We start from the raw sequence: 25486 nt of genomic DNA, 5'->3' as shown, positions 1-25486 counted from the left end.
CTACCGAGCGCCTACGCGCTGACGCTGGCGGGCGCGTCCTTGTTGCGGTCGCCGTGGATGTAGAGGGGGCGCGACTTGCCCTCGACCACCTCCGGGCCGATGACCACCTGCTCCACGGACTCGAGGCCCGGCAGGTCGTACATCGTGTCCAGCAGGATCGTCTCCAGGATGGAGCGCAGGCCGCGGGCGCCGGTCTTCCGCTCGATCGCCTTGCGGGCGACGAGCGACAGGGCCTCGTCCTGGAAGGTCAGGTCGACGTTCTCCATCTCGAACAGCCGCTGGTACTGCTTCACCAGGGCGTTCTTCGGCTCCTGCAGGATCTTCTTCAGCGCGGCCTCGTCGAGGTCCTCCAGCGTCGCCAGGACCGGCAGGCGGCCGACGAACTCGGGGATGAGGCCGAACTTCAGCAGGTCCTCTGGCTCGACCGAGCGGAAGATCTCGCCGGTGCGGCGGTCGTCCGGGGCCTGGACGGTCGCGCCGAAGCCGATCGAGGTACCCTTGCCGCGCTGGGAGATGATCCGCTCCAGCCCCGCGAAGGCGCCGCCGCAGATGAACAGGATGTTGGTCGTGTCGACCTGCAGGAATTCCTGCTGCGGGTGCTTCCGTCCGCCCTGGGGCGGGACGGAGGCGACCGTACCCTCCATGATCTTCAGGAGCGCCTGCTGCACGCCCTCGCCCGACACGTCGCGGGTGATCGACGGGTTGTCGGACTTGCGGGAGATCTTGTCGATCTCGTCGATGTAGACGATGCCGCGCTGCGCCCGCTCGACGTTGTAGTCCGAGGCCTGGAGCAGCTTGAGGATGATGTTCTCGACGTCCTCACCGACGTAGCCGGCCTCGGTCAGCGTCGTGGCGTCCGCCATGGTGAACGGCACGTCCAGGATGCGGGCGAGCGTCTGCGCGAGCAGGGTCTTGCCCGAGCCGGTCGGCCCGATCAGCATGATGTTGGACTTGGCCAGCTCGACGTCGTTGTGCTTCGTCGCGTGGGCGAGCCGCTTGTAGTGGTTGTGCACCGCGACCGAGAGGACCTTCTTGGCGAAGTCCTGGCCGATGACGTAGTCGTCGAGGACGCGGCGGATCTCCTTGGGGGTCGGCACGCCGTCGCGGCTCTTCACCAGCGAGGATTTCGATTCCTCGCGGATGATGTCCATGCACAGCTCGACGCACTCGTCGCAGATGAACACCGTGGGGCCGGCGATCAGCTTGCGGACCTCGTGCTGGCTCTTGCCGCAGAACGAGCAATACAGCGTGCTCTTCGAGTCGTTGCCGCCAGTCTTGCTCATATCGGTCTCCGATTCCTCGCGTCCGCAGCCGGCAAGGGGCGGACGCGCATCGCATGAATGTAGGGGGCCCGTTTAAAGAAACAGTGTGCTGCGCGCCTTTGACCGAAGGGCCCGAACCTCGATGCAAACACGCTGCCGCGGCGGGATCAAGGCCGCGCCGCGGCGGTCAGGCGACGCGGGGCGGTCAGGCGGCCGCCGGCTCGGGACGCTTCTCGATCACCTCGTCGATGAGCCCGAACTCCTTGGCCGCGTCGGCGGTCATGAAGTTGTCGCGCTCCAGCGCCGTGTGGATCGTGTCGTAGTCGCGCCCGGTGTGCTTCACGTAGATCTCGTTCAGGCGCCGCTTCAGCGCCTCGATCTCGCGGGCGTGGATCAGGATGTCGGTCGCCTGGCCCTGGAAGCCGCCGGACGGCTGGTGGACCATGATCCGGGCGTTCGGCAGGGCGAAGCGGTGGCCCGGCTCGCCGGCTGTGAGCAGCAGGGAGCCCATCGAGGCGGCCTGGCCGACGCAGAGGGTCGTCACCGGGCAGCGGATGAACTGCATCGTGTCGTAGATCGACAGGCCGGAGGTGACCACGCCGCCGGGGGAGTTGATGTAGAAGGAGATCTCCTTCTTCGGGTTCTCCGCCTCGAGGAACAGCAGCTGCGCCACGATCAGCGACGCGCCGTAATCCTCCACGGGGCCGGTGAGGAAGATGATGCGCTCGCGGAGCAGGCGGGAGTAGATGTCGAAGGCGCGCTCGCCGCGGCTCGACTGCTCGACGACCATCGGCACGAGCGCGTTGTTGTAGACGTCGATCGGATCTCTCATCTCGTCCTGCCCCGGAGTGAGGCCCGGGGCTGCCGCGAATCAGGGCAGCCCCGGGCATGTCAGCGAACACCGGCGATGCTTAACCATCGCCTAACCCTTGCCCGCCGTCCTGGGACAGAGCGGGACTCAGTCGGCCTTGGCTTCGGTCTTGGACTCGTCCTTGGCCTCGGCCTTGTCTGCCGGCTTCCCGCCGGTCGTGTCGTCGTCATCTTCGTCGGCGAAAAGCGCCTCTTTCGAGACGGGCTCCTCGACGAGCTTGACCTGCCCGAGGACGTGGTCGACGACCTTCTCCTCGAACAGGGGCGCGCGGAGTTCCGCGAGCGCCTGCGCATTCTTCCGGTAGAAGTCCCAGACCTGCTGCTCCTGGCCCGGGAACTGCCGGACCCGGGCGATGAGGGCCTGGTTCACCTCCTCGTCCGAGACCTTGATATCGGCGCTCTCGCCGACCTGCGCAAGCACGAGACCGAGACGGACGCGCCGTTCCGCGATCTTCCGGTACTCGGCCTGGGCCTTCTCCTCGGTGGTGTCCTCGTCCTCGAAGGTCTTGCCGCGGGTCTTGAGGTCCTGCTCGACCTGCGCCCACACCGCGGCGAATTCCTGCGCCACCAGCGACGGGGGCAGCTCGAAGGCGTACTTGCCGTCCAGCGCGTCGAGGAGCTCCTTCTTGAGCCGGCGGCGCGAGGCGGCCTCGAAGTCCCGGCCGATCGCCTCGGACACGGCCTCGCGGAGCTTCTCCAGCGACTCCATGCCCATCGACTTGGCGAACTCGTCGTCGATCTTGGCTTCGCCCGCCGCCTGGATCTTCGTGACGGTCACGTCGAACTCGGCGTCCTTGCCGGCGAGGTGCTCGGCCCCGTACGACTCGGGGAAGGTGACCTTCACGAGGCGCTTGTCGCCGACCTTGGCGCCGACGAGCTGATCCTCGAAGCCCGGGATGAACGAGCCGGAGCCCAGCTCGAGGTCGATGCCCTCGCCCTTGCCGCCCTGGAACTCCTCGCCGTCGATGCGGCCGACGAAGTCGATCGTGACGCGGTCGCCGCTCTGGGCCTCGGCGCCCTCTTCGCGCTCGGTGAACGGGCGGCTCTGGCCGGCCATGCGGTCGAGGGCCTCGTCGACCTCCGCGTCCGACGGCTTGGCGACGAGCTTGGTCAGGCTGACGTCGGAGAGGTCGGCGAGCTCGAAGCTCGGCATCACCTCGAGGGCGACCTTGAAGGCGAGGTCGCCCTTGGCGTCCAGCGCCTTCTCGACCTCGGCCTGGTCGGTCGGGAACTCGACCTGCGGCTCCAGGGCGAGCTTGAGGCCGTTATCGGTGACGATCTGGCGGTTCGCCTCGTTGACGGCGTTCTGCACCACCTCGGCCATCACGGAGCGGCCGTAGACCTTGCGCAGGTGCGCGACCGGCACCTTGCCGGGACGGAAGCCCTTGAGCTGCACCTTGTCCTTCATGCCGGACAGCTCGTTGGTCAGGCGCTCCTCGAGTTCCTGGGCGGCCAGCAGAACCTGAAACTCGCGCTTCAGCCCCTGGGCGTTGATCTCGGTCACCTGCATCGTCGTCGTCGCTCTTCAAAGAAACCTGGGGTCGCCGGCCGGGCCGGCGTCGTGCTCGCGCGGACCGGGATGCCGAGATGTCGGGTACGGGGCGGAGGGTCCCGAGGGGACCGCAACCTCAGCAGAGGTCCTGGTGCGGGCGGAGGGGCTCGAACCCCCACGTCTTGCGACACTGGAACCTAAATCCAGCGCGTCTACCAGTTCCGCCACGCCCGCGCGCGCCGACATCCGGCGCATCGCCGGCCGCCGGAAGCGCGCCCTATAGCATGGGCCGGCGGGCCCGCAGCAAAAAACTTGCCCCTGTGGCGCGGCAGCCCGCGCGCCGCTAAGGAGCGGGCCCACCGCGAGCCGCAGCCGAGATCCCATGCCGCCATCCCGCACCGTGCCGCCGACCGATTCGCGTGCCGGCACGCCGTCGCGCCGGACCCTGCTCGCCGCCGCGGCGGCCTTCGGGCTCGCGCCGGAGGCCGCGCGGGCCCAGGCGCCGGCCGCCGCGCCAGGGGCGCCGGCGCCGTCCTCCGCGCAGCCGGAGCCCGCGGCGGCGCCGGCGGCCCTGCCGGCGGCGCCCGGCAGGACGCGGTTCAGGCCGGAACCGGCGCCAGAGACGCCGGTCTGGTGCTTCGACGGCAAGGCCCTGCCGCCCGTCATCCGCGTGAAGCTCGGGCAGGCGGTACGCCTCAAGGTGGAGAACCGGACCGACAGGGCGCTGTCGCTGCACTGGCACGGGGTGCGCAACGTCAACGCCATGGACGGCGTCGGCGGGGTGACCCAGGCGCCGATCCCGCCGGGCGGCGACTTCCTCTACACTTTCACGCCGCCGGATGCCGGCTCCTACCTGATCCGGCCCCTGGTCGTCGGCGGGGCGAGCGAGCCGTCGGGCCGCGGGCTCGCGGGCATGCTGGTCGTCGAGGAGACGAACCCGCCCGCGGTCGACGCCGACGTCAGCGTCGTGCTGCAGGACTGGCGGCTCCAGGACGACGGCACCCTGATGCCGTTCGGGCAGACGGCGCTCGCCGCCGCGCACGGCCGCCTCGGCAACCTCGTGACCGTCAACGGCAAGCCGGTGCCGGGCGCCTTCGAGGCCCGGCCGGGGTCACGTATCCGCCTGCGCCTCGGCAATGCCTGCAACGCCCGGGCGACGCGCATCAAGTTCGAGGGCGTGAAGGTCTACGTGGCGGCGGTCGACGGCCAGCCCACCGACACGTTCGAGCCCCTGCGGGCCACCCTCCCCTTCCCGCCCGGCACCCGCTACGACCTGCTCGTCGACCTGCCGGAGGAGGAAGGCGCCACCTGCGAGATCCACGCGCTGATCGGCAAGGGCCTGGTCCTGGCGAGCGTCGTCACCAAGGGTGCCAGGATCACCGAGAAGCGGCCCCCGATCGGGCCGATCGGCGAGAACAAGCGCCTGCCGGCCGAGATCAAGCTCCAGAACGCCCTGCGCCGCGACGTGGTGATCACCGGCGGCGCCTTCGTGCCGAAGGGTAAGGACGGGGCCAAGGACGGCCCCGCGCCCGACCCCGTCTACACGGGCGACCCGCAGAAGATCTGGTCGGTGAACGGCGCGAGCGGCGCCGCCGGCCTCGCGCCGATCTTCTCGGTGAAGCGCGGCCAGGTGGTGGTGCTGGCCCTGCGCAACGAGACCGCCTTCCCGCAGGCCCTGCACCTGCACGGCCACTGCTTCCGCCTGCTCCACCCCCTGGACGACGGCTGGGAGCCCTACTGGCTCGACACCTTTCAGCTGCTGGAGGGCCGCACAGCCCGGATCGGGTTCCTGGCGGACAATCCGGGGCGCTGGCTGATCAGCGCCACGGTGCTGGAGCGGTTCGACACCGGCCTCTGGACGATGTTCGAGGTCACCTGAGCGGTCAGCCGCCGGTCGACGCGACGAGGTCGCGCAGCACCGCCGGCATCAGCTCGGGGATGTCCTCGGCAATCAGGCCCGGCCCGTGGCGCAGGCCGGCATCCCCGTGGAGCCAGACGCCGGCCGCGGCGGCCGCGAAGGGCTCCATGCCCTGCGCCAGCAGGCCGGCGATCAGGCCCCCGAGGACGTCCCCGGACCCGGCCGTCCCGAGATAGGGGCTGCCGTGGTCGTTGATGGCCGCACGGCCGTCGGGGGCCGCGATCACCGTATCGGCCCCCTTGAAGACCACCACGGCGCCGGTGAGCGCGGCCGCCGCGCGGGCCCGCGCCACCTTGTCGGCCCCCTCCACCACCGCGTCCGTCCCGTCGAAGAGCCGCGCGAACTCGCCGGCATGCGGTGTCAGCACGGCCCGCGCATCGCCGTCGGCGAGATGGGCGGCGAGCAGGGGCGCCTTCCCGGCGAAGCTCGTCAGCGCGTCGGCGTCGAGGACGAGGCCGCGCCCGGCCGCCGCCGCCACGGCAACGCGCTCCCGGGTCGGCTCGCCGGTGCCGAGCCCGGGTCCGGCCAGGATCACGTTCAGCCGCTCGTCGGTGAGCAGGTCGTCGAGGTCGTCGGCGCTCTCGCAGGGCCGCAGCATGATCGCCGTGAGGTGGGCGGCGTTCTCAGCCAGCGCGGCGACCGGGGACGCGACGGTGACGAGCCCGGCGCCGACCCGCAGGGCACCGCGGGCGGCGAGCCGGGCGGCGCCGGTCTTGGTGGCGGGCCCGGACAGGACCAGGGCGTGGCCGCGGGTGTACTTGTGGCTCGCGCCGGTGAGGTGCGGGAAGTCCCGGCCCCACAGGGCGGGCCCGTTCCGGTCGAGGGGCGCGCAGGCGGCCAGGCCGGCCTCCAGCGCCGCCGGGCCGGTCCCGATATCGGCGAGGCTGAGCTGGCCGCAGAGGCTCCGCCCGGGCTGGAGCAGGTGTCCCGGCTTGAAGGTCACGAAGGTCACGGTCTCCACTGCCCGGATGGCGGCGCCGCGCACCGCGCCGGTGTCGCCGTCGACCCCGCTCGGCACATCGACCGCGAGCACCGGCACCCCGGCGCGGTTCACCGTCTCGACGAGGGCGCGGGCGGCACCGTCGAGGTCGCGCGACAGGCCGGCCCCGAACAGGGCGTCGATCACGAGGTCGCAGGACGGCAGCGCGCCGCCCTCGGCCGCGCGCACCGGCCCCGTCCAGGCCTCGGCCGCCAGCGCGGCGTCGCCTGTCAGCGCCGACACCGCGCCGAGGCAGAGGAGGTCGACGGCGTAGCCGGCTTCGGCCAGCAGGCGCGCGGCCACGAAGCCGTCGCCGCCGTTGTTGCCCGGCCCGCACAGGACGACGACCCGGCCGCCCGCCGGCAGGCGGGCCCGGGCGCGGGTGGCCACGGCGGCCCCGGCCGCCTCCATCAGGGTCAGGCCCGGGACGCCGCCGTCGATTGCCGCCGCATCGACCCGCCTCATTGCCGCGACCGTCAGCAAGCGCATGTCCGCCTCCGAGTGTGCCCGTGCACCGATCAGACATGACCAAAACCGCGCCAGATTCCGGCGAGGCGCCCTAAGGATGTGCGTGAAACGCACAGCAAATAGGCACTAAGGTCGGACACGCCGCGAAAACGGCATGGCGAAGGCGTCACGAGGATGTTAGAAATGCCAGGCACCGCAGCGCAGGCCCGAGCGGCATGAAGAAGATCGAAGCGATCATCAAGCCTTTCAAGCTCGACGAAGTGAAGGAGGCGCTCCAGGAGGTCGGTCTCCAGGGCATCACCGTCATCGAGGCGAAGGGGTTCGGCCGTCAGAAGGGCCACACGGAGCTCTACCGGGGCGCCGAGTACGTGGTCGACTTCCTGCCCAAGGTGAAGCTGGAGATCGTCCTGTCCGACGCTCTGGTCGAGGGCGCCGTCGAGGCGATCCGCAAGTCGGCCCAGACCGGCCGCATCGGCGACGGCAAGATCTTCGTCTCGACGATCGAGGAAGCGATCCGCATCCGCACCGGCGAGACCGGCACGGACGCGATCTGACAGATCCCCGCGCGGTCCCGGGACCGCCGGCGACCCGTTATTCCACGACACCTGCCCAAGATTTCGCACTGCGCGAATGTCCGGCATCGGCGCTTCCGACTCTGGAGCGCCGTCTTCCGCACCCCACATCATCGGGAACGGTCGGCCCGATCGGCCGCTTGAACCCGATGCAGGAGGAAGTGCGATGGCCGCCACGGACCCGCGCGAGACCGCCAAGATCTACGATCTGTCCGCGTTCCGACGCGCGCGCGAGACCGCCCGGGCGGTTCCGAACGCGAAACCCGCGTCCGTGCCGAGCTTCGGTGGGGGCGCCTGGTACCACGAAGCCGCCATCCGCGAGGACGAGCGCCCGCGACGTCCCTGAGGCGGAGGCGTGGGGCGCGATGGCGCCGCCCTCCCCCGCAACCCTCGAACAAGCTCGACCGGGCCGCCTGCCCCAGCTCCCCATCCTGAGGTGCCCGCGCCAGGGGGCCGCGAAGGAGCACTCTGCCGAGCAGTCCGGCCCCTGAGGCCTCGTTCGAGGCCTGGGGCGCGCTCAGGCAGCTCGGGATGAGGGCGCTTGCCCGGGAGTCCATCGCCCCGGAAACGGCGAAGCCGGACCCGAGGGCCCGGCTTCGCTAGCTCTGTCGGGAGACTGGGCGCCTCCCCCCGCGTCTTACGCGGCTGCGGCGGCCTCGGTCGGCACGGAAGCGATCGTCTTCAGCACCTGCGAGGCGATCTGGTAGGGGTCGCCCTGCGAGTTCGGACGGCGGTCTTCCAGGTAGCCCTTGTAGCCGTTGTTGACGAAGGAGTGCGGCACGCGGATCGAGGCGCCGCGGTCGGCCACGCCGTACGAGAACTCGTGGATCGAGGCGGTCTCGTGCTTGCCGGTCAGGCGCATGTGGTTGTCCGGACCGTAGACGGCGATGTGCTCCTCGCGGGCGTTCTTGAATGCCTCCATGAGCTTCTCGAAATAGGCCTTGCCGCCGTGCTCGCGCATGAACGCGGTCGAGAAGTTGCAGTGCATGCCCGACCCGTTCCAGTCGGTGTCGCCGAGCGGCTTGCAGTGGTACTCGACGTCGATGCCGTACTTCTCGCAGAGGCGCTGCAGGAGGTAGCGGGCCATCCACATCTCGTCGGCGGCCTTCTTGGAGCCCTTGCCGAAGATCTGGAATTCCCACTGGCCCTTGGCCACCTCGGCGTTGATGCCCTCGTGGTTGATGCCGGCATCGAGGCAGAGGTCGAGGTGCTCCTCGACGATCTTGCGGGCGACGTCGCCGACGTTCGAGTAGCCGACGCCGGTGTAGTACGGGCCCTGCGGCGCCGGGTAGCCGGAGGCCGGGAAGCCGAGCGGGCGGCCGTCCTTGTACAGGAAGTACTCCTGCTCGAAGCCGAACCAGGCGCCGGCATCGTCCAGGATGGTGGCGCGCTTGTTGGACTCGTGCGGGGTCACGCCGTCCGGCATCATCACTTCGCACATCACCAGCACGCCGTTCTTGCGGGCCGGGTCGGGGAAGTGGCGCACGGGCTTCAGCATGCAGTCGGAGCTGCCGCCCTCGGCCTGCTTGGTGGACGAGCCGTCGAAGCCCCACATCGGGAGCTGCTCGAGGGTCGGGAAGCTGTCGAATTCCTTGATCTGCGTCTTACCGCGGAGATTCGGGGTCGGCGTGTACCCGTCGAGCCATATGTACTCGAGCTTATATTTGGTCATTCCGGTTCTCTCGTCCGTATCGATGCGCGACCGGGGTAACCCTGGGCAACGCGAACGGCTTGCCGCCTCTCAGACGGCCGCAGCCGCCTTTGCATGGATCGTGCCAGGAAGGCCATTGCCGGAGAACAACGGTGCCCTAGAAACGGTGCGGCCCGATCACGCTTGCGAGATCGGGCGCGAGAACAGACTGATCGCTCTATCCGGCAACCGATTCCGATCCCCGGCGGGTGGCAAGGCACGCCCGCGCCGGATATCAAGCGCCGCCGGCCGGCGCGCGCGACCGCGTTCGGGTGCGCCACGAGAGACGGTTCAGAGATCCCTGGAGGATGCCCACGATGACCACTGCGGCCGAGGTGCTGAAGACGATCCGGGACAACGACGTGCGTTACGTGGACTTCCGGTTCACCGACCCGCGCGGCAAGTGGCAGCACGTCACGTTCGACGTGTCGCTCATCGACGAGGAGATCTTCGACGAAGGCACCATGTTCGACGGCTCCTCGATCGCCGGCTGGAAGGCGATCAACGAGTCCGACATGTTGCTGATGCCGGATCCGGTGACCGCCACGCTGGACCCGTTCTTCTCGGCCGCGACCATGTCGATCGTCTGCGACGTGCTCGAGCCGGCGACCGGCGAGCCCTACGGCCGCGATCCGCGCGGCACCGCCAAGCGCGCCGAGGCCTACCTGCAGCAGACCGGCATCGGCGACACGATCTATGTCGGCCCCGAGGCCGAGTTCTTCGTGTTCGACGACGTCAAGTTCGGCGCCGACCCGTACCGCACCGGCTTCGAGCTCGACTCCACCGAGCTGCCGACCAACGGCTTCACCGACTATGAGGGCGGCAACCTCGGCCACCGGGTGCAGACCAAGGGCGGCTATTTCCCGGTGCCGCCGCAGGATTCGGCGCAGGACATGCGCGGCGAGATGCTCGCGGCCATGCAGTCCATGGGCGTGAAGGTCGAGAAGCACCACCACGAGGTGGCTTCGGCCCAGCACGAGCTCGGCATGAAGTTCGACACGCTGACCCTGCTCGCCGACCACATGCAGATCTACAAGTACTGCATCCACAACGTCGCGCAGAGCTACGGCAAGTCGGCGACGTTCATGCCGAAGCCCGTCTACGGCGACAACGGCTCGGGCATGCACGTCCACCAGTCGATCTGGAAGGACGGCAAGCCGGTCTTCGCCGGCGACAAGTATGCCGGCCTGTCCCAGGAGTGCCTCTGGTACATCGGCGGCATCATCAAGCACGCCAAGGCGCTCAACGCCTTCACCAATCCGTCGACCAACTCGTACAAGCGGCTCGTGCCGGGCTACGAGGCGCCGGTGCTGCTCGCCTACTCGGCGCGCAACCGCTCGGCCTCCTGCCGCATCCCGTGGACCAAGAGCCCGAAGGCCAAGCGCGTCGAGGTCCGCTTCCCCGACCCGATGGCCAACCCCTACCTCGCCTTCTCGGCGCTGCTGATGGCCGGCCTCGACGGTATCCGGAACAAGATCGACCCGGGCCCGGCCATGGACAAGGACCTGTACGAGCTGCCGCCGCGGGAGCTCAAGAAGATCCCGACCGTGTGCGGCTCGCTGCGCGAGGCCCTGAACAGCCTCGACAAGGACCGGGCCTTCCTCAAGGAGGGCGGCGTGTTCTCGGACGACCAGATCGACTCGTTCATCGAGCTGAAGATGACCGAGGTGCTGCGCTACGAGATGACCCCGCACCCGATCGAGTTCGTGCAGTACTACTCGCTGTGAGGTGACAAGGGGCCGGGCGCGACGCCCGGCCCGGCACCCTCTCCCGGGCCGGGGCCTCTCGCGGGGCTCCGGCCTTCTTCTTGCGGCCGCTCCGGCGTTATCCATCCCCGGCCGATCCCGATGCGCCCGTCAGCGCGAAGACCGGGTCGGGACCCGCGCGGCCCGGGGGAAGGTCCGGCGACCGCGCCGACGCCGGCGGTCACGCGGAGCCCGCCCGATGCTCACCCTCGACCACCTCGTCGTCGTCGCGCCCGATCTTGCGGAGGGCGTGGCGCATGTCGTGAACTGCCTCGGCCTCGCCATGCCGGAGGGCGGCCGCCACCGCGAGATGGGCACGCGCAATCACCTCCTGCGCCTCGGCGACGCCCTGTTCCTGGAGGTGATCGCCGTCGATCCCGAGGCGCCGCCGCCGTCGGGCGCCCGCTGGTTCGGCCTCGGCGACGCCGCGCGGGTGCGGGCGGACTGGGACGCGGGCCGGCGGCTGCGCGGCTTCGTCGCCCGCGCGGACGATCTCGACGGCGTTCTCGCCGCCCACGGCGCGCTCCTCGGCGCGGCGGCGACGATGACCCGCGGCGACCTGTCCTGGCGCTTCGCGGTCCCTCCAGGCGGGGCGTGGCCGGCGGACGGCGCCGCGCCCTGCGCGATGGATTGGGGGCCGCGCGGCAACCCCGCCACGACGATGCCGGATCTCGGCGCCGATCTGGAGGCGCTCGTCCTGACGCACCCGGATCCCGACGCCGTCGCGGGGCTTCACGCCGCGCTCGGCCTCGTCGACCCGCCGCGGGTCGTGGTGGGCCCGGGCCCGCGCTGGACCGCCCGGATGACGACGCCGTCGGGCCCGCGGAGCCTGACCTGACGGCGACGGACCCTCCTCGCCGGCCTGATCGGGTGGGTGACCGGCGAGGAGGGCCTGGCCGGGGCTCGCAAGCCCAGGCAGCCACAACCTACCAGCGACACATCGCGGTGCGGTGACAGGAAAGTCTCACCCCGCACAGGAAGTGTGCGGGATCCTCGCGACTCTCAGGTGTGCGCGAAGATGTCGGTCTCGGGCCAGCCGTCGAGGTCGAGGCGCGCCCGCGTCGGCAGGAAGCCGAAACAGGCGGCCGCGAGATCGGTGCGGCCTTCCCGGGCCAGCATGGCGTCGAGCCGCTCCCGGGCCGCGTGGAGGTGGAGGACATCCGAGGCCGCGTAGTCGAGCTGGGCCTGCGACAGGGTCTCGGCGCCCCAGTCCGAGGATTGCTGCTGCTTCGACAGGTCGACGCCGACCAGCTCGCGGACCACGTCCTTCAGCCCGTGGCGGTCCGTGTAGGTGCGCGCGAGCTTCGAGGCGATCTTGGTGCAGTAGACCGGGCTCGGCATCACGCCGAGGGCCCTGTACAGGACCGCCACGTCGAACCGCGCGAAGTGGAAGATCTTCAGGATCCCGGGATCGGCCAGGACCCGCTTGAGCACGACCGGCTCCGGCCCGGCTTGCGGGATCTGGACCACGTCGGCGGTGCCGTCGCCGGTGGAGAGCTGCACCACGCAGAGGCGGTCCCGATGCGGGTTGAGCCCGAGCGTCTCGGTGTCGATGGCCACCGCCCGGCCCGCGTCGTAGCTGGCGGGCAGGTCGCCGCGGTGAAGACGGACGGTCGGGCTCGGCATCGTTCTCGGACCTTGCGGGGTTTTCGGCCGGTAGCATCGGTGCCAAGTGCCGGCAAGCCGCGGACGATTCGCGCGGCCGGGACCGACAGGGAGCTGGACATGACGGCAGCCGAGGTGATCGCGACCCTGGGGTTGAAGCCCCATCCCGAGGGCGGCCATTATCGCGAGACGTTCCGCGATCCCCGCACCGTCGACGGGCGCTCGGTCGGCACAGCGATCTACTTCCTGCTCGATCTCGGCGAGGTCTCCGCGTGGCACCGGGTCGACGCCGCGGAGATCTGGCACTGGCATGCCGGCGCGCCGCTCGTGATCACCACCAGCCCGAACGGTCACGACGCGGCGGCGCAGCATCTCGGGCCGGACCTCGCCGCCGGGCAGCGCCCGCAATGCGTCGTGCCGGCCGGCCACTGGCAGACCGCCACCAGCCTGGGCGCCTGGACCCTCGTCGGCTGCACGGTCTCGCCGGGGTTCGACTTCGCCGGCTTCGAGATGGCGCCGCCCGACTGGCGGCCGACGCCGCGGGGCTAGACCGGCTTCGGCGACGCCCGCGAGGCGCGCACCGCCGTCAGCGCGCCGGCCACGATCAGCAGGCAGGCGAGCGCGAGGCCCGGTCCGGGGCTGGCATAGCCGGTCACCACCAGGATCAGCGTCGAGAGGACCGGCGCGGCGTAGGCGATGACGCCGAGCAGCCGGACGTCGCCGTGCTTGCAGCCGATATCCCAGAGGTAGAAGGCGGCGCCGACCGGCCCCAGTCCGAGCAGCAGCACGGCGCCCCACTGCGCGGCGTCGGCGGGCCAGATCGTCGTCTCGAAAGCCAGGTGGCAGGCGAGGCTCAGCGCCGCGGTGACCAGGCAGAAGCCCGCGACGGCGTCGGTCGGGACCTGCCCGACGCGGGCCGAAAGGACCGAGTAACCGGCCCAGACGAACGCCGCCGCCAGGGCGACGGCGTAGCCCGGCAGGGCTCCCGCGGCGAAGCCGAGATCGCCCCGGCCGGCGAACAGCACCGCGATCCCGGCGAGGCCGAGGAGCGCACCGATCAGATGACCCGGGCGCAGCCCGCCGGCCTCGGGCAGGCGCGCCGAGAACAGGACGATGAGCAGGGGCCACAGGTAGCTGATCAGCCCGGCCTCGGCCGGTGGCGCGAGGCGCAGGGCGCTGAAATAGAGGGCGTGGTAGCCGAACAGGCCGCCGACCCCGAGGATCCAGACCGGCCAGGGCTGGATCAGCGCGCGGGCGCGGGCGGGCCGGGCGATCCAGGCAACGCATCCGCAGACCGCGCCGATCAGGAAGGTCGTGGCGGCGAGCTGGAAGGGCGGCATCGCGCCCGAGGCGGCGGTGAAGAGGGCGAGCAGCGACCAAAGCGCGATCGCGCCGACGCCCGCGATCGTCGCGGCGGAACGGGGCGTCGGTCGGGACGGGATTCCTGCAGGCGCGGTCATCGGCGTCCGCTACCATGCGGCCGCCCGAGTCGGCGAGGTCGAGGGTCACGCCCCTGTCACCGTCCCCCTCTACCGGCGGCCTGAAACGGGAGGTTCGCGATGCGTGCGATGATGTTGGGGCTGGGGCTGCTTCTGGGGGCGGGCCCCGCGCTCGCCGGCGAGGCCGCCCAGCTCGGTCCCCGGCCCTTCTACCTCGTCGACCAGCTGAAGCCCGGGCCGCTCAAGGACAGGCTCGCCGCCTGCGGCGTCGACCGGACCTACACGCCCCGGACCTTCTCGATCTCGCACCGCGGCGCGCCGCTGATGTTCCCCGAACACACACGGGAGGGCCTGCTCGCCGCGTACCGGATGGGTGCCGGGATCATCGAGTGCGACGTGGCCTTCACCAGGGACCGCCAGCTCGTCTGCCGCCACAGCCAGTGCGACCTGCACACGACCACCGATATCCTGGCCCGACCCGACCTCGCGGCGAAGTGCACGCAGGGCTTCACGCCGGCCGATCCGGCCACCGGGCGGAAGGCCTCGGCCAAGTGCTGCACCAGCGACCTGACGCTGAACGAGTTCAAGTCGCTGAACGGGAAGATGGACGCGTCCGACCCGGACGCCACCACGGTGGCGGCCTACATGAACGCGACGCCGCGCTGGCGCACCGACCTCTACGCCGGCAGCGGCACGCTGATGTCGCACAGGGAGTACATCGCGCTGGTGAAGGGGATGGGGCGGAAGTTCACCCCCGAGCTGAAGGCGCCCCAGGTCCCGATGCCGTTCCAGGGCACCTACACGCAGGACATGTACGCCCAGCAGCTGGTCGACGAGTACAAAGAGGCCGGGATCCCGGCCTCCGACGTCTACCCGCAGAGCTTCCAGCTGCGCGACATCCTCTACTGGCTGGAGAAGGATCCGGAGTTCGGCCGTCAGGCGGTCTTCCTCGACGACCGGGACGAGACCGCGAAGGGCTTCGACCCGGAGAAGCCCGCAACGTGGCAGCCCGGCATGGCCGAACTCGCCCGGAAGGGCGTGAAGATCCTGGCGCCGCCGCTGTGGATGCTGGTCCGGCCGGGGCCGGACGGGACGATCGAGCCCTCGACCTACGCCCGGGAGGCCAAGGCGGCCGGGCTGGGGCTGATCGCGTGGTCGCTGGAGCGCTCCGGCCCGCTGAAGGGCGGCGGCGGGTACTATTACCAGTCGATCAAGCCGGTGGTCACCGGCGACGGCGACATCCTGCGGCTGCTCGACGTCCTGCACGGACAGGTCGGCGTGCTGGGGGTCTTCTCCGACTGGCCCGCGACCACGACCTTCTACGCCAACTGCGTCGGCGCGCCGTAGCGACGCGGCTCAGTCGGCCCACAGGGCCACGAGGGAGAAGAAGCCGGCCATCGCGAAGTTCACGATCAGGAAGCCGGTGATGATGAGGGCGAGCGTCATGGCGGCCTCGGAGGCGGAGCGGTCTGGGGGATGGGGGCGCGGCGCGGCCAGGCCTTCGTGGACCTGCGCCGCCCGCCGACGGACCCCGCGGCGCGTCCGCGGGGCGTGCGCGGTGTCCGCCTAGTACGGGATCAGCACGTAGATGAGGTTGGACAGGTACTCGCCGCTCAGCGGCTTCCAGCCGAGCCGCCGCCGGATCAGGCCGTAGCCCGCGCAGGTCAGCGCGGCGGAGCCGAGGACAGCCAGCGTGAACCAGGCCAGGCTGGCGGTCGCGAACCCGACGGCGCTGCCGAACAGGGCCACCATCACGAAGATGATCCGGCTCGGGTTGCGCGGGCCGCGCGTCGTCATGTCGGACATGGGGACCTCCCTCGATCCGGATCAGCGGGCGCGGCAGTTCGGGCCGTACCAAGTCATGGTCCGGCGATCCATGCCGCCGTCCGAGGAGGCGCCGCAGACGGGGAAGCGCGGGTCGCCGGTGCGCTGCAGGCTCATCACCTTGTAGAGGTCCTGCTGGGCCTCGCGGCGGCGGTTCTGCTCGGCGAGCTGAGCCTGCCAGTACAGGTTGCTGTTGGACTGGGCGACGGCGCGCTGCTGGTGAAGGCCCATCATGCACTCGGCGAAGCCGTCGGTGCCGGGCTCGAAGCCGAAGGTGTAGCACTGGTTCTGATCCAGCGCGTGGCGCTCCTGCGGCGTGACGCAGGCCGCCAGCCCCAGGGCACAGGCCGCAGCGAGCCCCAGCTTCGCGATCGCGGGCAGCGCGGGGCTGCGGCGGGCGGCGGAGCGGTCGTCACGCATCGCGATCGTGCGGGAAGAACAATTCTGGCTCGCGCCGATAAACTGAACGCCGAATTTACCGTGAAACCAGTTGTTCATGATCCTCGGGACCTCGATTTCTATCGGCGGGACCATCCGTGAGCCGATGGAAGGAGATCTATACGAGGCCGCTCGAATTGTTCGTGTCTCAGAACACGCGGGCCGTCGCGCCGATCGTTGCCCGCAATGCCCGTTATCCCGGCCGACGCGCGCTTCCGCACGCGGCGAAGGACTTTCGTCACGCTTGATGGTTCGGATGGTGCGGGCCCGCGGCCGGCGGCACGCGCGGCGCGTGGGCCGGAGCGGCGCGGCCCGGGACGGTCGCCGGCAGGCGGGGCCCGGCGCGGGGAGCGCCGTCGTCGGGCTCGGCCGCGCGGAGTGTGGGAAGGAACGCTCTTCGGACGGAGAGATGCGCGCCCGACGCGGTGGGGCTACTTGCCCACAGGGCAGGCGCGCCGGTTCGATCCGGCGCGCCCGCGGCGATCAGACGAAGTGCTGGCCGCCGTTGATGGTCAGTGTCGAGCCGTTCACGAAGCCGGCCTCGTCGCTGGCGAGATACTCGACCGCGTGGGCGATCTCGTCGGACTCGCCGAGGCGGCCGGTCGGGATCGTCGAGATGATCTTGTTGCGGATGTCCTCGGGCACCGCCATCACCATCTCGGTGGCGATGTAGCCCGGCGCCACCACGTTGACGGTGATGCCCTTCGAGGCGCTCTCCTGCGCCAGGGCCTTGGCGAAACCGATCACGCCGGCCTTGGCGGCCGAGTAGTTGGTCTGCCCGGCCTGGCCCTTCTGGCCGTTGATCGACGAGATGATGATGATGCGGCCGAAGTTGCGGCTGCGCATGCCCTCGATCAGCGGACGGGTGCAGGTGAACATCGAGTCGAGGTTGGTCTTGATGACCGCCTGCCACTTCTCGAACGTCATCTTGTGGAAGGCGCCGTCCCGGGTGATGCCGGCGTTGTTCACCAGGATGTCCACCGGGCCGAGTTCGGCCTCGATCGCCTTGATGCCGGCCTCGCAGCTCGCGAGATCACCCACGTCGAACTTGAAGACCGGGATGCCGGTCTCGGCCTTGAAGGCGTTGGCCGCCTCGTCGTTGCCGGCGTAGTTGGCGGCGACCTTGTAGCCCTTGTCCTTGAGCCGCTTCGAGATCGCCGCGCCGATGCCGCGGGTGCCGCCCGTCACGAGGGCGACGCGTCCTTGAGCCATTGTTTCCTCCTGTTCGCATCACTTGATGCCGCGTGCGGATGGCGTCCGCACGCGATTTTTTCTGACTTCGGCCTTAAGTCTATGTTGTGAGCCGATACTGTCGTGACAGACCGATCAGGTCCGCTCGACGCACATCGCCACGCCCATGCCACCGCCGATGCAGAGCGTGGCGAGGCCCTTCTTGGCGTCGCGGCGCTTCATCTCGTGCAGCAGGGTGACGAGCACGCGGGCGCCCGAGGCGCCGATCGGGTGACCGATGGCGATGGCGCCGCCGTTGACGTTCACCTTCGCGTCGTCCCAGCCCATGTCCTTGTTCACGGCCAGCGCCTGGGCCGCGAAGGCCTCGTTGGCCTCGATCAGGTCGAGGTCGGACGGCTTCCAGCCGGCCTTCTCCAGGGCCTTGCGGGAGGCCGGGATCGGGCCGGTGCCCATGACCTTCGGATCGACGCCGGCGGTCGCCCAGGACTTGATCCGGGCGAGCGGGGTCAGGCCGCGGCGCTCGGCCTCCGAGGCCGACATCAGCACCAGGGCGGCGGCGCCGTCGTTGAGGCCCGAGGCGTTGGCGGCCGTGACGGTGCCGTCCTTGGTGAAGGCCGGCTTCAGCTTGGCCATCGCCTCGATGGTGGCGCCGTCGCGGATGTACTCGTCGGTGTCGACGACCGTGTCGCCCTTCTTGCCCGGCACGGTGACGGGGACAATCTCGTCCTTGAACCGGCCCTCCTTGCGGGCTGCCTCGGCCTTGTTCTGCGAGCGGGTCGCGAACTGGTCCTGCTGCTCGCGGGTGAGCTGGAAGGCCTGGGCGACGTTCTCGGCGGTCTGACCCATGTGGTAGCCGTTGAAGGCGTCCCAGAGCCCGTCCTTGATCATGGTGTCGACGAGCTTCACGTCGCCCATCTTCTGGCCGCCGCGCAGGTACTGCGCGTGGGGCGACAGGGACATCGATTCCTGACCGCCGGCCACGATGACCTTGGCGTCGCCGTTGGCGATCTGCTGCATGCCGATCGCGACCGTGCGCAGACCCGAGCCGCAGACCTGGTTGAGGCCCCACGCGGTGGCCTTCTCGGGGATGCCGGCCTTGATGGCGGCCTGCCGGGCGGGGTTCTGGCCGGCGCCCGCGGTGAGGACCTGCCCGAAGATCACCTCGTCCACCTCATCGGGCGAGACCTTGGCCCGCTCCAGGGCGGCCTTGATCGCCGTCGCGCCGAGCTCGTGGGCCGGCACCGCCCCGAAGGCGCCGCCGAACGAGCCGACCGGCGTGCGCGCCGCCCCGACGATGACGATCTCTTCGCTGCCTGCCATGTGAACGTTCTCCTCTCGCGAGCCGGCGCGCCTCCACGTCCCGGGGCGCGCTCTGTGCCGGCCCTGGGATGAAGGGCTTGAGGTCGGCGAAGTCAAGGTTGTGCATCGATGCGCCAAACGCGCCGATGACGCGACCGCGAGACTGAAATGGCGCGGCCGCCTCAACCACTCTGCATTATTCTGCGTTGAAGAGCTGCAGTTTGCTGTTTTCTGCGCCCGGGGAAGGCTTTAAGGATCGTGTTGCGGGCGCGAAGACAGCCCCCGCCAGACAGCACCGCGCGTCTGCAACGCCCCCCGGTCCCGAGTCCAGAAAGGCCGTTCCCGATGGCGGATACCGTCAAGGCCACACAGACCGTCATCAAGAAGTACGCCAACCGGCGCCTCTATCACACCGGCACCTCGACCTACGTGACGCTGGAGGACCTCGCCACGATGGTGCAGAACGGCGAGGATTTCGTCGTCTACGACGCGCGCACGGGCGACGACATCACCCGCTCGGTCCTCACGCAGATCATCTTCGAGCAGGAGAACAAGGCCGGCGCCGAGAACCTGCTCCCGGTGGCGTTCCTGCGCCAGCTGATCCGCTTCTACGGCGACAGCATGCGCACGATGGTGCCGAGCTTCCTCGAATTCTCGATGGCGAACTTCGCCAAGGACCAGGACGGCCTGCGCGAGAAGTTCGCCCAGAGCTTCGGTCCGGCAGCGTTCCAGAACGCCATCGAGCAGCAGGTGCGCACCAACATGAACTTCTTCGGCGACGCCATGAAGATGTTCACGGGCTTCGCGCCGCCCGCGCCCGGAGCCCAGCCGACGGCGCCGGCCCCGACACAGTCCGCGCAATACGGGGGTGGTGAGCTGGACGATCTCAAGCGCCAGATGCTGGAGATGCAGCAGCGCCTGGAGGCGCTCGCGAAAAAGTAATTCGGCCGGACCGGCCGGACGAAGGGTTGACGATCCGTAAACGTCGGCCCCACCTTTGCGACACGGGCACGGAAACGTGCGGAGAATGTGCGCATGGTGCGGATCGGAACAGTCAGCCGTCTCGGCCCGACACAGGTCCGGTCCACCCGGCGCGCGCCGGTCCCGGACGCGGACGGATCCCCCGAGGCGGCGCGGACGGAGGTCCAGGCTCTCGCCCTGATCGACGGGGGCCGGTCCGACGAGCCGCCCGCCCCCCGGACAGCGGAACGCGCGGCCGCGGGGAGACCCCGCGCCGGCTTCATCGCGCAATTGCTGACGGCGGGTGATCCGACGCTGCTGCCGTCGCGCCTGGAACGGACCCGGATGGCCGCTGCGCGCTACGCGGAGGCGGCGCGGCGCCTCGCCTGAGGCGCCGCCCTCGCGAAGGCTCAGGCCTCGGCGGACTTCACCTTCAGCACCTGACGGCCGCGGTACATGCCGGTCTTCAGGTCGATGTGGTGCGGGCGGCGCAGCTCGCCGGAATCCTTGTCCTCGACGTAGGTCGGCGCCTTGAGGGCGTCGGCCGAGCGGCGCATGCCGCGGCGGGAGGGGGAGGTCTTTCGCTTCGGAACGGCCATGGCTGGATCCTTCGTGACGCCGCGGACAAAGCGGCGCGCGGGCGGCTCCTCGATCGAGGATCGCCACGCACACCGCGGGATACGGATGAGGGCCGGCTTATAGCTCCGGCGCCGGCCCGTGGCTAGGGGTGCCGGACCACAACCGTTAAGCGCGGGTTCAATCGGGGCGGCGCAGTTCTGACGCGACGGCACCGCGGTGCGGGCCGCGCCTCTCGGGAGAACGCCATGGCCTCCTCCACCAAGACCCTCGCCCTCCTCGCCCTCCTGTCGAGCCTCGTCGCGGCTCCCGCCCTGGCGCAGGCGCCCCAGGCGCCGACGACCGCGGCCCCCATGGCCCCCGCGAAGCCCGCGGCGCCGAGCGCACCGGTCGCCGGATCGCCGAACGCCGCCAAGGGTGCACTCATCGACCTCAACAGCGCCAGCGCCGAGGAGCTCGACGCCCTGCCCGGCATCGGCGCGGCCCGCGCGGCCGCGATCATCAAGGGGCGGCCGTATCGCGGGAAGGACGACCTCGTCTCCAAGAAGATCATCCCGAAGAACGTCTACGACGGCATCAAGGACAAGGTCATCGCCAAGCAGAAGTAGCCGCTACTCGGCGATCGCCCCCTGAGGCATGGAGAAGCCGGGGGGCGTCTTCGGGGCCGCGGCGGCCTTCGGCGCCGCGTGCCGGGGCGCCTTCTTGCGGGCCTCGGCCTTCGGCACCTTCGGCGCCTTGACGGCGGGCGGCGCCTCGCAGGCGCGGAACGTGAGCTGCGCCAGGGGCGTCCCCTCCTCGGTGACGATCGCGATCGGATCGGGGAAGGTCGGCAGCGTCGGCTCCCACTGGATCGGACTGCCCAGCATAGCCTCGACGCCCGACGCGGCGCCGCCGCGCCGCAGCGTCGTGAAGTCCGGCCCGTAGGCGGTGGCGACCTTGCCGGCGATCACGACCTGGAGCACCTCGTTCACCTCGGTCGTCAGCGGCCTGAGCGGGTTCGTCGTGCGGACCTGCCCGGCCCGCGTGATCACCATCTTGAACCCCTTGGCGCTCTCGAAGCGGGCCGCCTGCGTCCCGCAGGGCTGCTCGAGAGTCGGACCGGCGGCCGGCGTGGGACTCGCCGCCCGAGGGTCGATCTGACCGGGCGTTGCTGGCGCCGCCGCCGCGGGCGCCGCAGGGACAGGCGGGACTTGGGCAGGCGGGACTTGCGCAGGCGCGACCTGGGCAGGCGTGACCTGGGCAGGCGCGGCCGGCTTGCCGGCGGGCGCCGCCGGAACGCTCTGCATCATCGACAGGCAGAGAGGGCCGGCGAGCAGCAGCCCGGCCACCCCGCGCGCGCGCAGCCTCATCGCGCGGCTCCCGGCGGATCCCCGCGGAGCGGCTGGTTGCGCTGCGTCCGGTCGAGAGCTCGGATCGGCTCCAATTCAATCGCTTCCAGATCGAGCACCCGCGGGTCGAGCACCTGTGCGCTGCGGTCGATCGGGCTCTTGCGCGGTCCGACCGAGCCGATGAGCAGGTCCTCGTCCTCGATGTCGAGTTCGGAACCCATGCGCAGGGGCTCGCGCCGGCCGCGCGCCGCCATCGCGGCGACCGCGACGATGGCGACGGCGAAGACCAGAATAGCCAGGATGATGAACAGGCGCTCCATCAGGAGGCCAGCTCTAACCTGCGGTTCGGGCCACCGCCACCCCATCCAGGCCTCGATGTCTCCCCGCCGCGTCGCGGCCGTGTCCCCGATCGCGCGCGGAACGCTCCTTGCGTGGGCCGTCGGACCGGGTAGATGCGGGCAGACCGGAGCCGGGACCGACCGATGCAGCACGAGCCGAGCCGCGAGCCCGAGGAACTGGAGGCGCACCTCCTCGGCCTGATCGAGGCCGCCCGGGAGCAGGCCCGGGAGGATCCGTTCCGCAATCCCGTCCTGGCGGTGACCTTGGCGATCACCCGGCGCTTCGACCGGGACGAGATCTCGACCGGCGACCTGGACGGGCTGTTCGTGCGCCTGCGTGCCGCGGCCCTGGCGGCGCGGGCGGAGCGGCTGCGCGCCTATGTCGGGCTCGACGCCGGCCCGGACGACCCGCAGGCGGGAATTCCCGCCCGGCTCGTGGCGGCGGCCCCCGACCGGGCGGACAGCGTCGAGACCTTCGCGGCCCTGATCCACCGCACCGCCTTCGCGGTGGTGTTCACCGCCCACCCTACCTTCGGCATGCCCCGGGCCGTCGCCGGCCTCCTCGCCGAGGCCGCGAGCCTGCCCGACGCCAAGGACCGCGCCGGGCTGATCGCGCGCGCGGCGGCCCTGTCGACGCGGCCGGACGTGCCGATCACCCTGGATGTCGAGTTCGAGCAGGCCTGCGCGGCGGCCAATAACGGCCGGCTCGCCCTCGACGCCTTCAACGGCGCCCTGCTCGACGCCGCCCGCGCGCGCTGGCCGGACCGCTGGACGGAGCTGACGCCACGCCCCTTCGCCATCGCCAGCTGGGTCGGCTGCGACACCGACGGACGGACCGATATCGGCTGGTGGGACACCCTGCGCTACCGGTTGATCTCGAAGCGCATGCAGTTCGACCGGGTGATGCGCGACCTGCCGGAGATCCCCGCCTGCCGGGAGGTCCGGGCCCTCGCCGAGAACGCCCTGGCGGCGGTGAACCGCCAGCTCACCGTGGCGCCGCGCCTCGGCGACCAGCCCTCCCTCGAGGCGGTGCACCGCTTCGCCCTGGCGCTCATCATCGAGCGCGAGCGCGCCCAGACCGATGCCGGCGCCCTCGTCGCCGGGCTGACCCAGGCCCTCGAGGCCGCCGACGACGCGGGCGACCAGCGCCGGATTGCCATCCTGCGCGCGGGCGTCGCGACGCACGGCCTGTCGAACGCCCTGCCGCATTTCCGGCTGAACGCCAGCCAGATCCACAACGCGGTGCGGCGGGTGATCGACCTGGAGGGCGAGCCCACCGACGCGGCCCGGCGCCGCTCCCACCTCGCGACGATCCACACCCTGCTGAACGACGTCCGCCCGGTGGCCGTCGATTTCGGAGCGCTCGCGGCCGAGCGGGCCTCGGCGGCGCGGCTGATGATGACGATCGCCCAGATCCTCAAGCACGTGGACGGCACCCATCCGGTGCGCTTCCTCATCGCCGAGACCGAGACCGGCTACACCCTGCTCGCGGCCCTCTGGCTCGCGCGCCACTACGGCATCGCCGACAAGCTCGAGATCACGCCGCTGTTCGAGACGGCGAGCGCCCTCGAGCAGGGTATCCGGGTGCTCGACGACGCCCTGCGCAACCCGCACTGGCGGCAGTACCTGAAGCGCATCGGCCGGCTCACCGTGCAGTTCGGCTACTCCGATTCGGGCCGCTACGTCGGCCAGCTGGCGGCGACCTTCTGGATCGAGCGGCTGCGGCTGCGCATCACCGAGATGCTGGTCCAGAACGGCCTGTCCGACGTCGAGCTCGCGATCTTCGACACGCACGGCGAGTCGATCGGGCGCGGCGCCCATCCGACCTCCCTGCGCGACCGCCTCGCCTACCTCGCCCCGGAGGATGCGCGGGACCGGGCCCGAAAGGCCGGCATCCGGGTCAGGCTCGAATCGAGCTTCCAGGGCACCGACGGCTACCTGCTGTACGGCACCGAGGCGCTGGCGCGCGCCAGCGTCGCCCGCATCGCCGAGCACGTCTACGCGCTCGACGTGACGGAGGAGGATTCGTTCCCGGACTACGCCTTGAACGACCGGCCGAAGGCCTCCGACGGCAGGATCGATCCGATCTACGCCGAGCCGGATTTCGCCCTCGAGTTCTTCACCGCCGCCCGCCAGGACATGGAGGCGCTGGTCGACGACCCGGGCTACGCCGCCCTGCTCGGCACCTTCGGCCCGAGCCTGATCGACCGGACCGGGTCGCGCCCGGTGGCGCGCCAGACCGACAACGGCGGCCCGGCGCGGATCACCCATCCGCGCCAGATGCGGGCGATCCCCAACAACGCGATCCTGCACCAGCTCGGCTTCCTGGCGAATTCCCTCCACGGGATCGGACGGGCCGCCCAGCGCGGCCCGGACCTGTTCCGCGACATGCGGCGCGATTCGGTGCGCTTCTCCCGGGCCTTCCGGCTGGTCCAGCACGCCGCCTCGGTCGGCGACCTCGACGTGCTGCGGGCCTATATCGACACCCTCGACCCGGCCGTGTGGCTGGAGCGGGCGCGGCGCACCCAGAAGGATTTCCGCCGGGACGAGCTCGTGGTGATCTCGGGGGCGCTGGAGCGCCTCGACCTCGCCCCCGCGCTGCGGAACCTGTTCGGACGCCTGACCCGGGACTGGCTCGCCCTGAGCGCGGCCGCCCCGGACCTGCCCGCCATGTCGGCCCGGCTGACGCTGCTCCACGCCCTGCGCCTCGCGCTGATCCACCGGATCTGGTTCCTGGCGGTGCACATCCCGGGCTTCCGGCCGCAGGCGGGCATCTCCCGCGAGCAGCTGCTGGAGCGCTTCCTGCGGCTGGACATCGACGGCTGCCTGAAGCTCCTCGACGCGATCTTCCCGGTCACGCCGGACCCGACGCTCGGCCTCAATTTCGGCGAGCCGGCCGGCCCGCGCGACGTCGGCACCTACGAGTCCGAGCACGCCAACCTGTTCCAGCCGATTCGCCGGATGTTCGATCAGGTGCGGGAAATCTCGGGAATGATCCAGCACGAGGTCGGGGCGTTCGGGTAGGCGCGGCCCTCAGGCCGCCTCCACGCGCAGGACCGTGCCGCCGATCCCGGTGACGCGCACCCGCCGGCCCGCCGGCAGGTCGGGCCCCTCGACCCGCCACAGCGTGTCGTCGAAGCGGATCCGGCCCGCGCCCCGCACGATCGGCTCGTCGAGCACCCCCTCGCGCCCGATCAGGCCCCGGTCGGCCCGGTTCAGCTCCGGCCCGGTACCCTTGCCGCGCCGCTGGAGGCGCGTCGCGAGCGCCACCAGGGCGACGGCGAGACCGGCGAACAGCAGGGTCTGGCCCTGCCAGGGCATAGGGAGCGCCGCCGCCGCGAGGCCGGTCGCGACGGCGGCGAGCCCGAGCCAGATCAGGAACACGCCGGGCAGCAGGATCTCGGCACCGGCCAGCACGAGGCCGGCGATCACCCAGCTCCAGGCCGCCCCGAGGGCCTCGAAGGTTCCGGCGAGGGAGGCGATCGTCACCGG

Annotated in this window: 26 protein-coding genes and 1 tRNA gene; 11 read left to right on the top strand and 16 right to left on the bottom strand. The window is 70.8% G+C overall.

Features of this window, described 5'->3' with window-relative positions:
* Positions 1-11: 11 nt before the first annotated feature.
* The 4 genes from clpX to J3A75_RS00770 form a co-directional block, all read right to left on the bottom strand.
* On the bottom strand, positions 12-1283 hold the full coding sequence (clpX, locus tag J3A75_RS00785) for an ATP-dependent Clp protease ATP-binding subunit ClpX (RefSeq protein ID WP_010684321.1): 1272 nt from the start codon (positions 1281-1283) through the stop codon (positions 12-14).
* A 184-nt stretch (positions 1284-1467) separates the two neighbouring features.
* Positions 1468-2094 (bottom strand): ATP-dependent Clp protease proteolytic subunit, encoded by a 627-nt coding sequence (locus tag J3A75_RS00780; RefSeq protein ID WP_012322036.1) that lies wholly within the window; start codon positions 2092-2094, stop codon positions 1468-1470.
* A 126-nt stretch (positions 2095-2220) separates the two neighbouring features.
* Positions 2221-3642 (bottom strand): trigger factor, encoded by a 1422-nt coding sequence (gene tig / locus J3A75_RS00775; RefSeq protein ID WP_024828280.1) that lies wholly within the window; start codon positions 3640-3642, stop codon positions 2221-2223.
* Between the two features lie 131 nt (positions 3643-3773).
* Positions 3774-3858, bottom strand: a tRNA-Leu gene (locus J3A75_RS00770).
* 148 nt (positions 3859-4006) lie between these two features.
* On the opposite strand from J3A75_RS00770, the gene J3A75_RS00765 reads away from it, so the two are divergent.
* Entirely contained in the window at positions 4007-5503 is a 1497-nt protein-coding gene (locus J3A75_RS00765; protein ID WP_209649636.1) for a multicopper oxidase family protein, read from the top strand.
* 4 nt (positions 5504-5507) lie between these two features.
* Here the strand turns inward: J3A75_RS00765 and J3A75_RS00760 are convergent, their stop codons facing one another.
* Positions 5508-7010, bottom strand: a complete 1503-nt coding sequence (locus J3A75_RS00760; RefSeq protein ID WP_059410222.1) for a bifunctional ADP-dependent NAD(P)H-hydrate dehydratase/NAD(P)H-hydrate epimerase — start codon at positions 7008-7010, stop codon at positions 5508-5510.
* A gap of 194 nt (positions 7011-7204) precedes the next feature.
* Between J3A75_RS00760 and J3A75_RS00755 the strand changes: the two genes are divergently transcribed.
* Both J3A75_RS00755 and J3A75_RS00750 read left to right on the top strand, forming a co-directional pair.
* Positions 7205-7543: a P-II family nitrogen regulator gene (locus tag J3A75_RS00755; RefSeq protein ID WP_003600526.1), complete on the top strand. Its 339-nt coding sequence runs from the start codon at positions 7205-7207 to the stop codon at positions 7541-7543.
* Between the two features lie 184 nt (positions 7544-7727).
* Positions 7728-7907, top strand: a complete 180-nt coding sequence (locus J3A75_RS00750; protein WP_024828283.1) for a DUF2735 domain-containing protein — start codon at positions 7728-7730, stop codon at positions 7905-7907.
* 291 nt (positions 7908-8198) lie between these two features.
* Here J3A75_RS00750 and J3A75_RS00745 read toward each other — a convergent pair whose 3' ends face one another.
* Positions 8199-9233 carry a glutamine synthetase beta-grasp domain-containing protein gene (locus J3A75_RS00745; RefSeq protein WP_012322031.1) on the bottom strand — a complete coding sequence of 345 codons (1035 nt, stop codon included), beginning with the start codon at positions 9231-9233 and terminating at the stop codon, positions 8199-8201.
* A gap of 335 nt (positions 9234-9568) precedes the next feature.
* Between J3A75_RS00745 and glnA the strand changes: the two genes are divergently transcribed.
* Together glnA and J3A75_RS00735 are read left to right on the top strand one after the other, a co-directional pair.
* On the top strand, positions 9569-10978 hold the full coding sequence (gene glnA / locus J3A75_RS00740; protein WP_012322030.1) for a type I glutamate--ammonia ligase: 1410 nt from the start codon (positions 9569-9571) through the stop codon (positions 10976-10978).
* Positions 10979-11195: 217 nt separating this feature from the next.
* A complete protein-coding gene (locus tag J3A75_RS00735) occupies positions 11196-11834 on the top strand; it encodes a VOC family protein (RefSeq protein ID WP_209649635.1) in 639 nt (212 codons plus the stop codon).
* Between the two features lie 164 nt (positions 11835-11998).
* Here J3A75_RS00735 and J3A75_RS00730 read toward each other — a convergent pair whose 3' ends face one another.
* Positions 11999-12622 (bottom strand): ribonuclease D, encoded by a 624-nt coding sequence (locus tag J3A75_RS00730; RefSeq protein WP_012322028.1) that lies wholly within the window; start codon positions 12620-12622, stop codon positions 11999-12001.
* A gap of 99 nt (positions 12623-12721) precedes the next feature.
* Here J3A75_RS00730 and J3A75_RS00725 point away from each other — a divergent pair, with 99 nt between their 5' ends.
* The gene (locus J3A75_RS00725; RefSeq protein WP_012322027.1) at positions 12722-13150 is read left to right on the top strand and encodes a cupin domain-containing protein; all 429 of its coding nucleotides are present in this window, start codon (positions 12722-12724) and stop codon (positions 13148-13150) included.
* Here the strand turns inward: J3A75_RS00725 and J3A75_RS00720 are convergent.
* A complete protein-coding gene (locus J3A75_RS00720) occupies positions 13147-14061 on the bottom strand; it encodes a DMT family transporter (protein WP_012322026.1) in 915 nt (304 codons plus the stop codon). The genes J3A75_RS00725 and J3A75_RS00720 overlap by 4 nt on opposite strands.
* Positions 14062-14160: 99 nt before the next feature.
* On the opposite strand from J3A75_RS00720, the gene J3A75_RS00715 reads away from it, so the two are divergent.
* On the top strand, positions 14161-15387 hold the full coding sequence (locus J3A75_RS00715) for a glycerophosphodiester phosphodiesterase family protein (protein WP_071000439.1): 1227 nt from the start codon (positions 14161-14163) through the stop codon (positions 15385-15387).
* Between the two features lie 219 nt (positions 15388-15606).
* On the opposite strand, the gene J3A75_RS00710 is transcribed toward J3A75_RS00715, so the two are convergent.
* The 4 genes from J3A75_RS00710 to J3A75_RS00695 form a co-directional block, all read right to left on the bottom strand.
* Positions 15607-15846, bottom strand: a complete 240-nt coding sequence (locus J3A75_RS00710) for a hypothetical protein (protein WP_071000438.1) — start codon at positions 15844-15846, stop codon at positions 15607-15609.
* Between the two features lie 21 nt (positions 15847-15867).
* Complete coding sequence (locus J3A75_RS00705; RefSeq protein WP_106427874.1) at positions 15868-16284, bottom strand: hypothetical protein; 417 nt, start codon at positions 16282-16284, stop codon at positions 15868-15870.
* Positions 16285-16785: 501 nt separating this feature from the next.
* Positions 16786-17514 (bottom strand): acetoacetyl-CoA reductase, encoded by a 729-nt coding sequence (phbB, locus tag J3A75_RS00700; protein ID WP_012322022.1) that lies wholly within the window; start codon positions 17512-17514, stop codon positions 16786-16788.
* Between the two features lie 114 nt (positions 17515-17628).
* On the bottom strand, positions 17629-18813 hold the full coding sequence (locus tag J3A75_RS00695) for an acetyl-CoA C-acetyltransferase (protein ID WP_012322021.1): 1185 nt from the start codon (positions 18811-18813) through the stop codon (positions 17629-17631).
* Between the two features lie 324 nt (positions 18814-19137).
* Between J3A75_RS00695 and phaR the strand changes: the two genes are divergently transcribed.
* Positions 19138-19734, top strand: a complete 597-nt coding sequence (gene phaR, locus J3A75_RS00690) for a polyhydroxyalkanoate synthesis repressor PhaR (RefSeq protein ID WP_012322020.1) — start codon at positions 19138-19140, stop codon at positions 19732-19734.
* Between the two features lie 93 nt (positions 19735-19827).
* Positions 19828-20142 carry a hypothetical protein gene (locus J3A75_RS00685; RefSeq protein WP_127992065.1) on the top strand — a complete coding sequence of 105 codons (315 nt, stop codon included), beginning with the start codon at positions 19828-19830 and terminating at the stop codon, positions 20140-20142.
* A 20-nt stretch (positions 20143-20162) separates the two neighbouring features.
* Here J3A75_RS00685 and rpmF read toward each other — a convergent pair whose 3' ends face one another.
* Entirely contained in the window at positions 20163-20351 is a 189-nt protein-coding gene (gene rpmF, locus J3A75_RS00680) for a 50S ribosomal protein L32 (protein ID WP_003601373.1), read from the bottom strand.
* Positions 20352-20576: 225 nt separating this feature from the next.
* Here rpmF and J3A75_RS00675 point away from each other — a divergent pair, with 225 nt between their 5' ends.
* Positions 20577-20936 (top strand): helix-hairpin-helix domain-containing protein, encoded by a 360-nt coding sequence (locus tag J3A75_RS00675; protein ID WP_209649632.1) that lies wholly within the window; start codon positions 20577-20579, stop codon positions 20934-20936.
* Between the two features lie 3 nt (positions 20937-20939).
* On the opposite strand, the gene J3A75_RS00670 is transcribed toward J3A75_RS00675, so the two are convergent.
* Together J3A75_RS00670 and J3A75_RS00665 are read right to left on the bottom strand one after the other, a co-directional pair.
* On the bottom strand, positions 20940-21677 hold the full coding sequence (locus J3A75_RS00670; RefSeq protein ID WP_053622314.1) for a hypothetical protein: 738 nt from the start codon (positions 21675-21677) through the stop codon (positions 20940-20942).
* The gene (locus J3A75_RS00665; RefSeq protein ID WP_024828288.1) at positions 21674-21976 is read right to left on the bottom strand and encodes a hypothetical protein; all 303 of its coding nucleotides are present in this window, start codon (positions 21974-21976) and stop codon (positions 21674-21676) included. The genes J3A75_RS00670 and J3A75_RS00665 overlap by 4 nt, the downstream gene beginning before the upstream one ends.
* A gap of 162 nt (positions 21977-22138) precedes the next feature.
* On the opposite strand from J3A75_RS00665, the gene J3A75_RS00660 reads away from it, so the two are divergent.
* Complete coding sequence (locus J3A75_RS00660; protein WP_209649630.1) at positions 22139-25018, top strand: phosphoenolpyruvate carboxylase; 2880 nt, start codon at positions 22139-22141, stop codon at positions 25016-25018.
* Between the two features lie 9 nt (positions 25019-25027).
* Here J3A75_RS00660 and J3A75_RS00655 read toward each other — a convergent pair whose 3' ends face one another.
* Positions 25028-25483 (bottom strand): NfeD family protein, encoded by a 456-nt coding sequence (locus J3A75_RS00655; RefSeq protein ID WP_012322014.1) that lies wholly within the window; start codon positions 25481-25483, stop codon positions 25028-25030.
* Positions 25484-25486 lie beyond the last annotated feature (3 nt).

This window comes from Methylobacterium sp. PvP105 (genome assembly GCF_017876975.1).
GTDB classification, from domain to species: domain Bacteria; phylum Pseudomonadota; class Alphaproteobacteria; order Rhizobiales; family Beijerinckiaceae; genus Methylobacterium; species Methylobacterium radiotolerans.
The sequence above is the reverse complement of the archived record's forward strand: the minus strand, read 5'-3'. Positions and strand labels throughout refer to the sequence as shown.

Bases quoted from the DNA above. Each gene is read 5' to 3' on its own strand.
- clpX (WP_010684321.1), bottom strand. From the start codon at position 1,283: ATGAGCAAGACTGGCGGCAACGACTCGAAGAGCACGCTGTATTGCTCG.
- J3A75_RS00780 (WP_012322036.1), bottom strand. From the start codon at position 2,094: ATGAGAGATCCGATCGACGTCTACAACAACGCGCTCGTGCCGATGGTC.
- tig (WP_024828280.1), bottom strand. From the start codon at position 3,642: ATGCAGGTGACCGAGATCAACGCCCAGGGGCTGAAGCGCGAGTTTCAG.
- J3A75_RS00765 (WP_209649636.1), top strand. From the start codon at position 4,007: ATGCCGCCATCCCGCACCGTGCCGCCGACCGATTCGCGTGCCGGCACG.
- J3A75_RS00760 (WP_059410222.1), bottom strand. From the start codon at position 7,010: ATGCGCTTGCTGACGGTCGCGGCAATGAGGCGGGTCGATGCGGCGGCA.
- J3A75_RS00755 (WP_003600526.1), top strand. From the start codon at position 7,205: ATGAAGAAGATCGAAGCGATCATCAAGCCTTTCAAGCTCGACGAAGTG.
- J3A75_RS00750 (WP_024828283.1), top strand. From the start codon at position 7,728: ATGGCCGCCACGGACCCGCGCGAGACCGCCAAGATCTACGATCTGTCC.
- J3A75_RS00745 (WP_012322031.1), bottom strand. From the start codon at position 9,233: ATGACCAAATATAAGCTCGAGTACATATGGCTCGACGGGTACACGCCG.
- glnA (WP_012322030.1), top strand. From the start codon at position 9,569: ATGACCACTGCGGCCGAGGTGCTGAAGACGATCCGGGACAACGACGTG.
- J3A75_RS00735 (WP_209649635.1), top strand. From the start codon at position 11,196: ATGCTCACCCTCGACCACCTCGTCGTCGTCGCGCCCGATCTTGCGGAG.
- J3A75_RS00730 (WP_012322028.1), bottom strand. From the start codon at position 12,622: ATGCCGAGCCCGACCGTCCGTCTTCACCGCGGCGACCTGCCCGCCAGC.
- J3A75_RS00725 (WP_012322027.1), top strand. From the start codon at position 12,722: ATGACGGCAGCCGAGGTGATCGCGACCCTGGGGTTGAAGCCCCATCCC.
- J3A75_RS00720 (WP_012322026.1), bottom strand. From the start codon at position 14,061: ATGACCGCGCCTGCAGGAATCCCGTCCCGACCGACGCCCCGTTCCGCC.
- J3A75_RS00715 (WP_071000439.1), top strand. From the start codon at position 14,161: ATGCGTGCGATGATGTTGGGGCTGGGGCTGCTTCTGGGGGCGGGCCCC.
- J3A75_RS00710 (WP_071000438.1), bottom strand. From the start codon at position 15,846: ATGTCCGACATGACGACGCGCGGCCCGCGCAACCCGAGCCGGATCATC.
- J3A75_RS00705 (WP_106427874.1), bottom strand. From the start codon at position 16,284: ATGCGTGACGACCGCTCCGCCGCCCGCCGCAGCCCCGCGCTGCCCGCG.
- phbB (WP_012322022.1), bottom strand. From the start codon at position 17,514: ATGGCTCAAGGACGCGTCGCCCTCGTGACGGGCGGCACCCGCGGCATC.
- J3A75_RS00695 (WP_012322021.1), bottom strand. From the start codon at position 18,813: ATGGCAGGCAGCGAAGAGATCGTCATCGTCGGGGCGGCGCGCACGCCG.
- phaR (WP_012322020.1), top strand. From the start codon at position 19,138: ATGGCGGATACCGTCAAGGCCACACAGACCGTCATCAAGAAGTACGCC.
- J3A75_RS00685 (WP_127992065.1), top strand. From the start codon at position 19,828: ATGGTGCGGATCGGAACAGTCAGCCGTCTCGGCCCGACACAGGTCCGG.
- rpmF (WP_003601373.1), bottom strand. From the start codon at position 20,351: ATGGCCGTTCCGAAGCGAAAGACCTCCCCCTCCCGCCGCGGCATGCGC.
- J3A75_RS00675 (WP_209649632.1), top strand. From the start codon at position 20,577: ATGGCCTCCTCCACCAAGACCCTCGCCCTCCTCGCCCTCCTGTCGAGC.
- J3A75_RS00670 (WP_053622314.1), bottom strand. From the start codon at position 21,677: ATGAGGCTGCGCGCGCGCGGGGTGGCCGGGCTGCTGCTCGCCGGCCCT.
- J3A75_RS00665 (WP_024828288.1), bottom strand. From the start codon at position 21,976: ATGGAGCGCCTGTTCATCATCCTGGCTATTCTGGTCTTCGCCGTCGCC.
- J3A75_RS00660 (WP_209649630.1), top strand. From the start codon at position 22,139: ATGCAGCACGAGCCGAGCCGCGAGCCCGAGGAACTGGAGGCGCACCTC.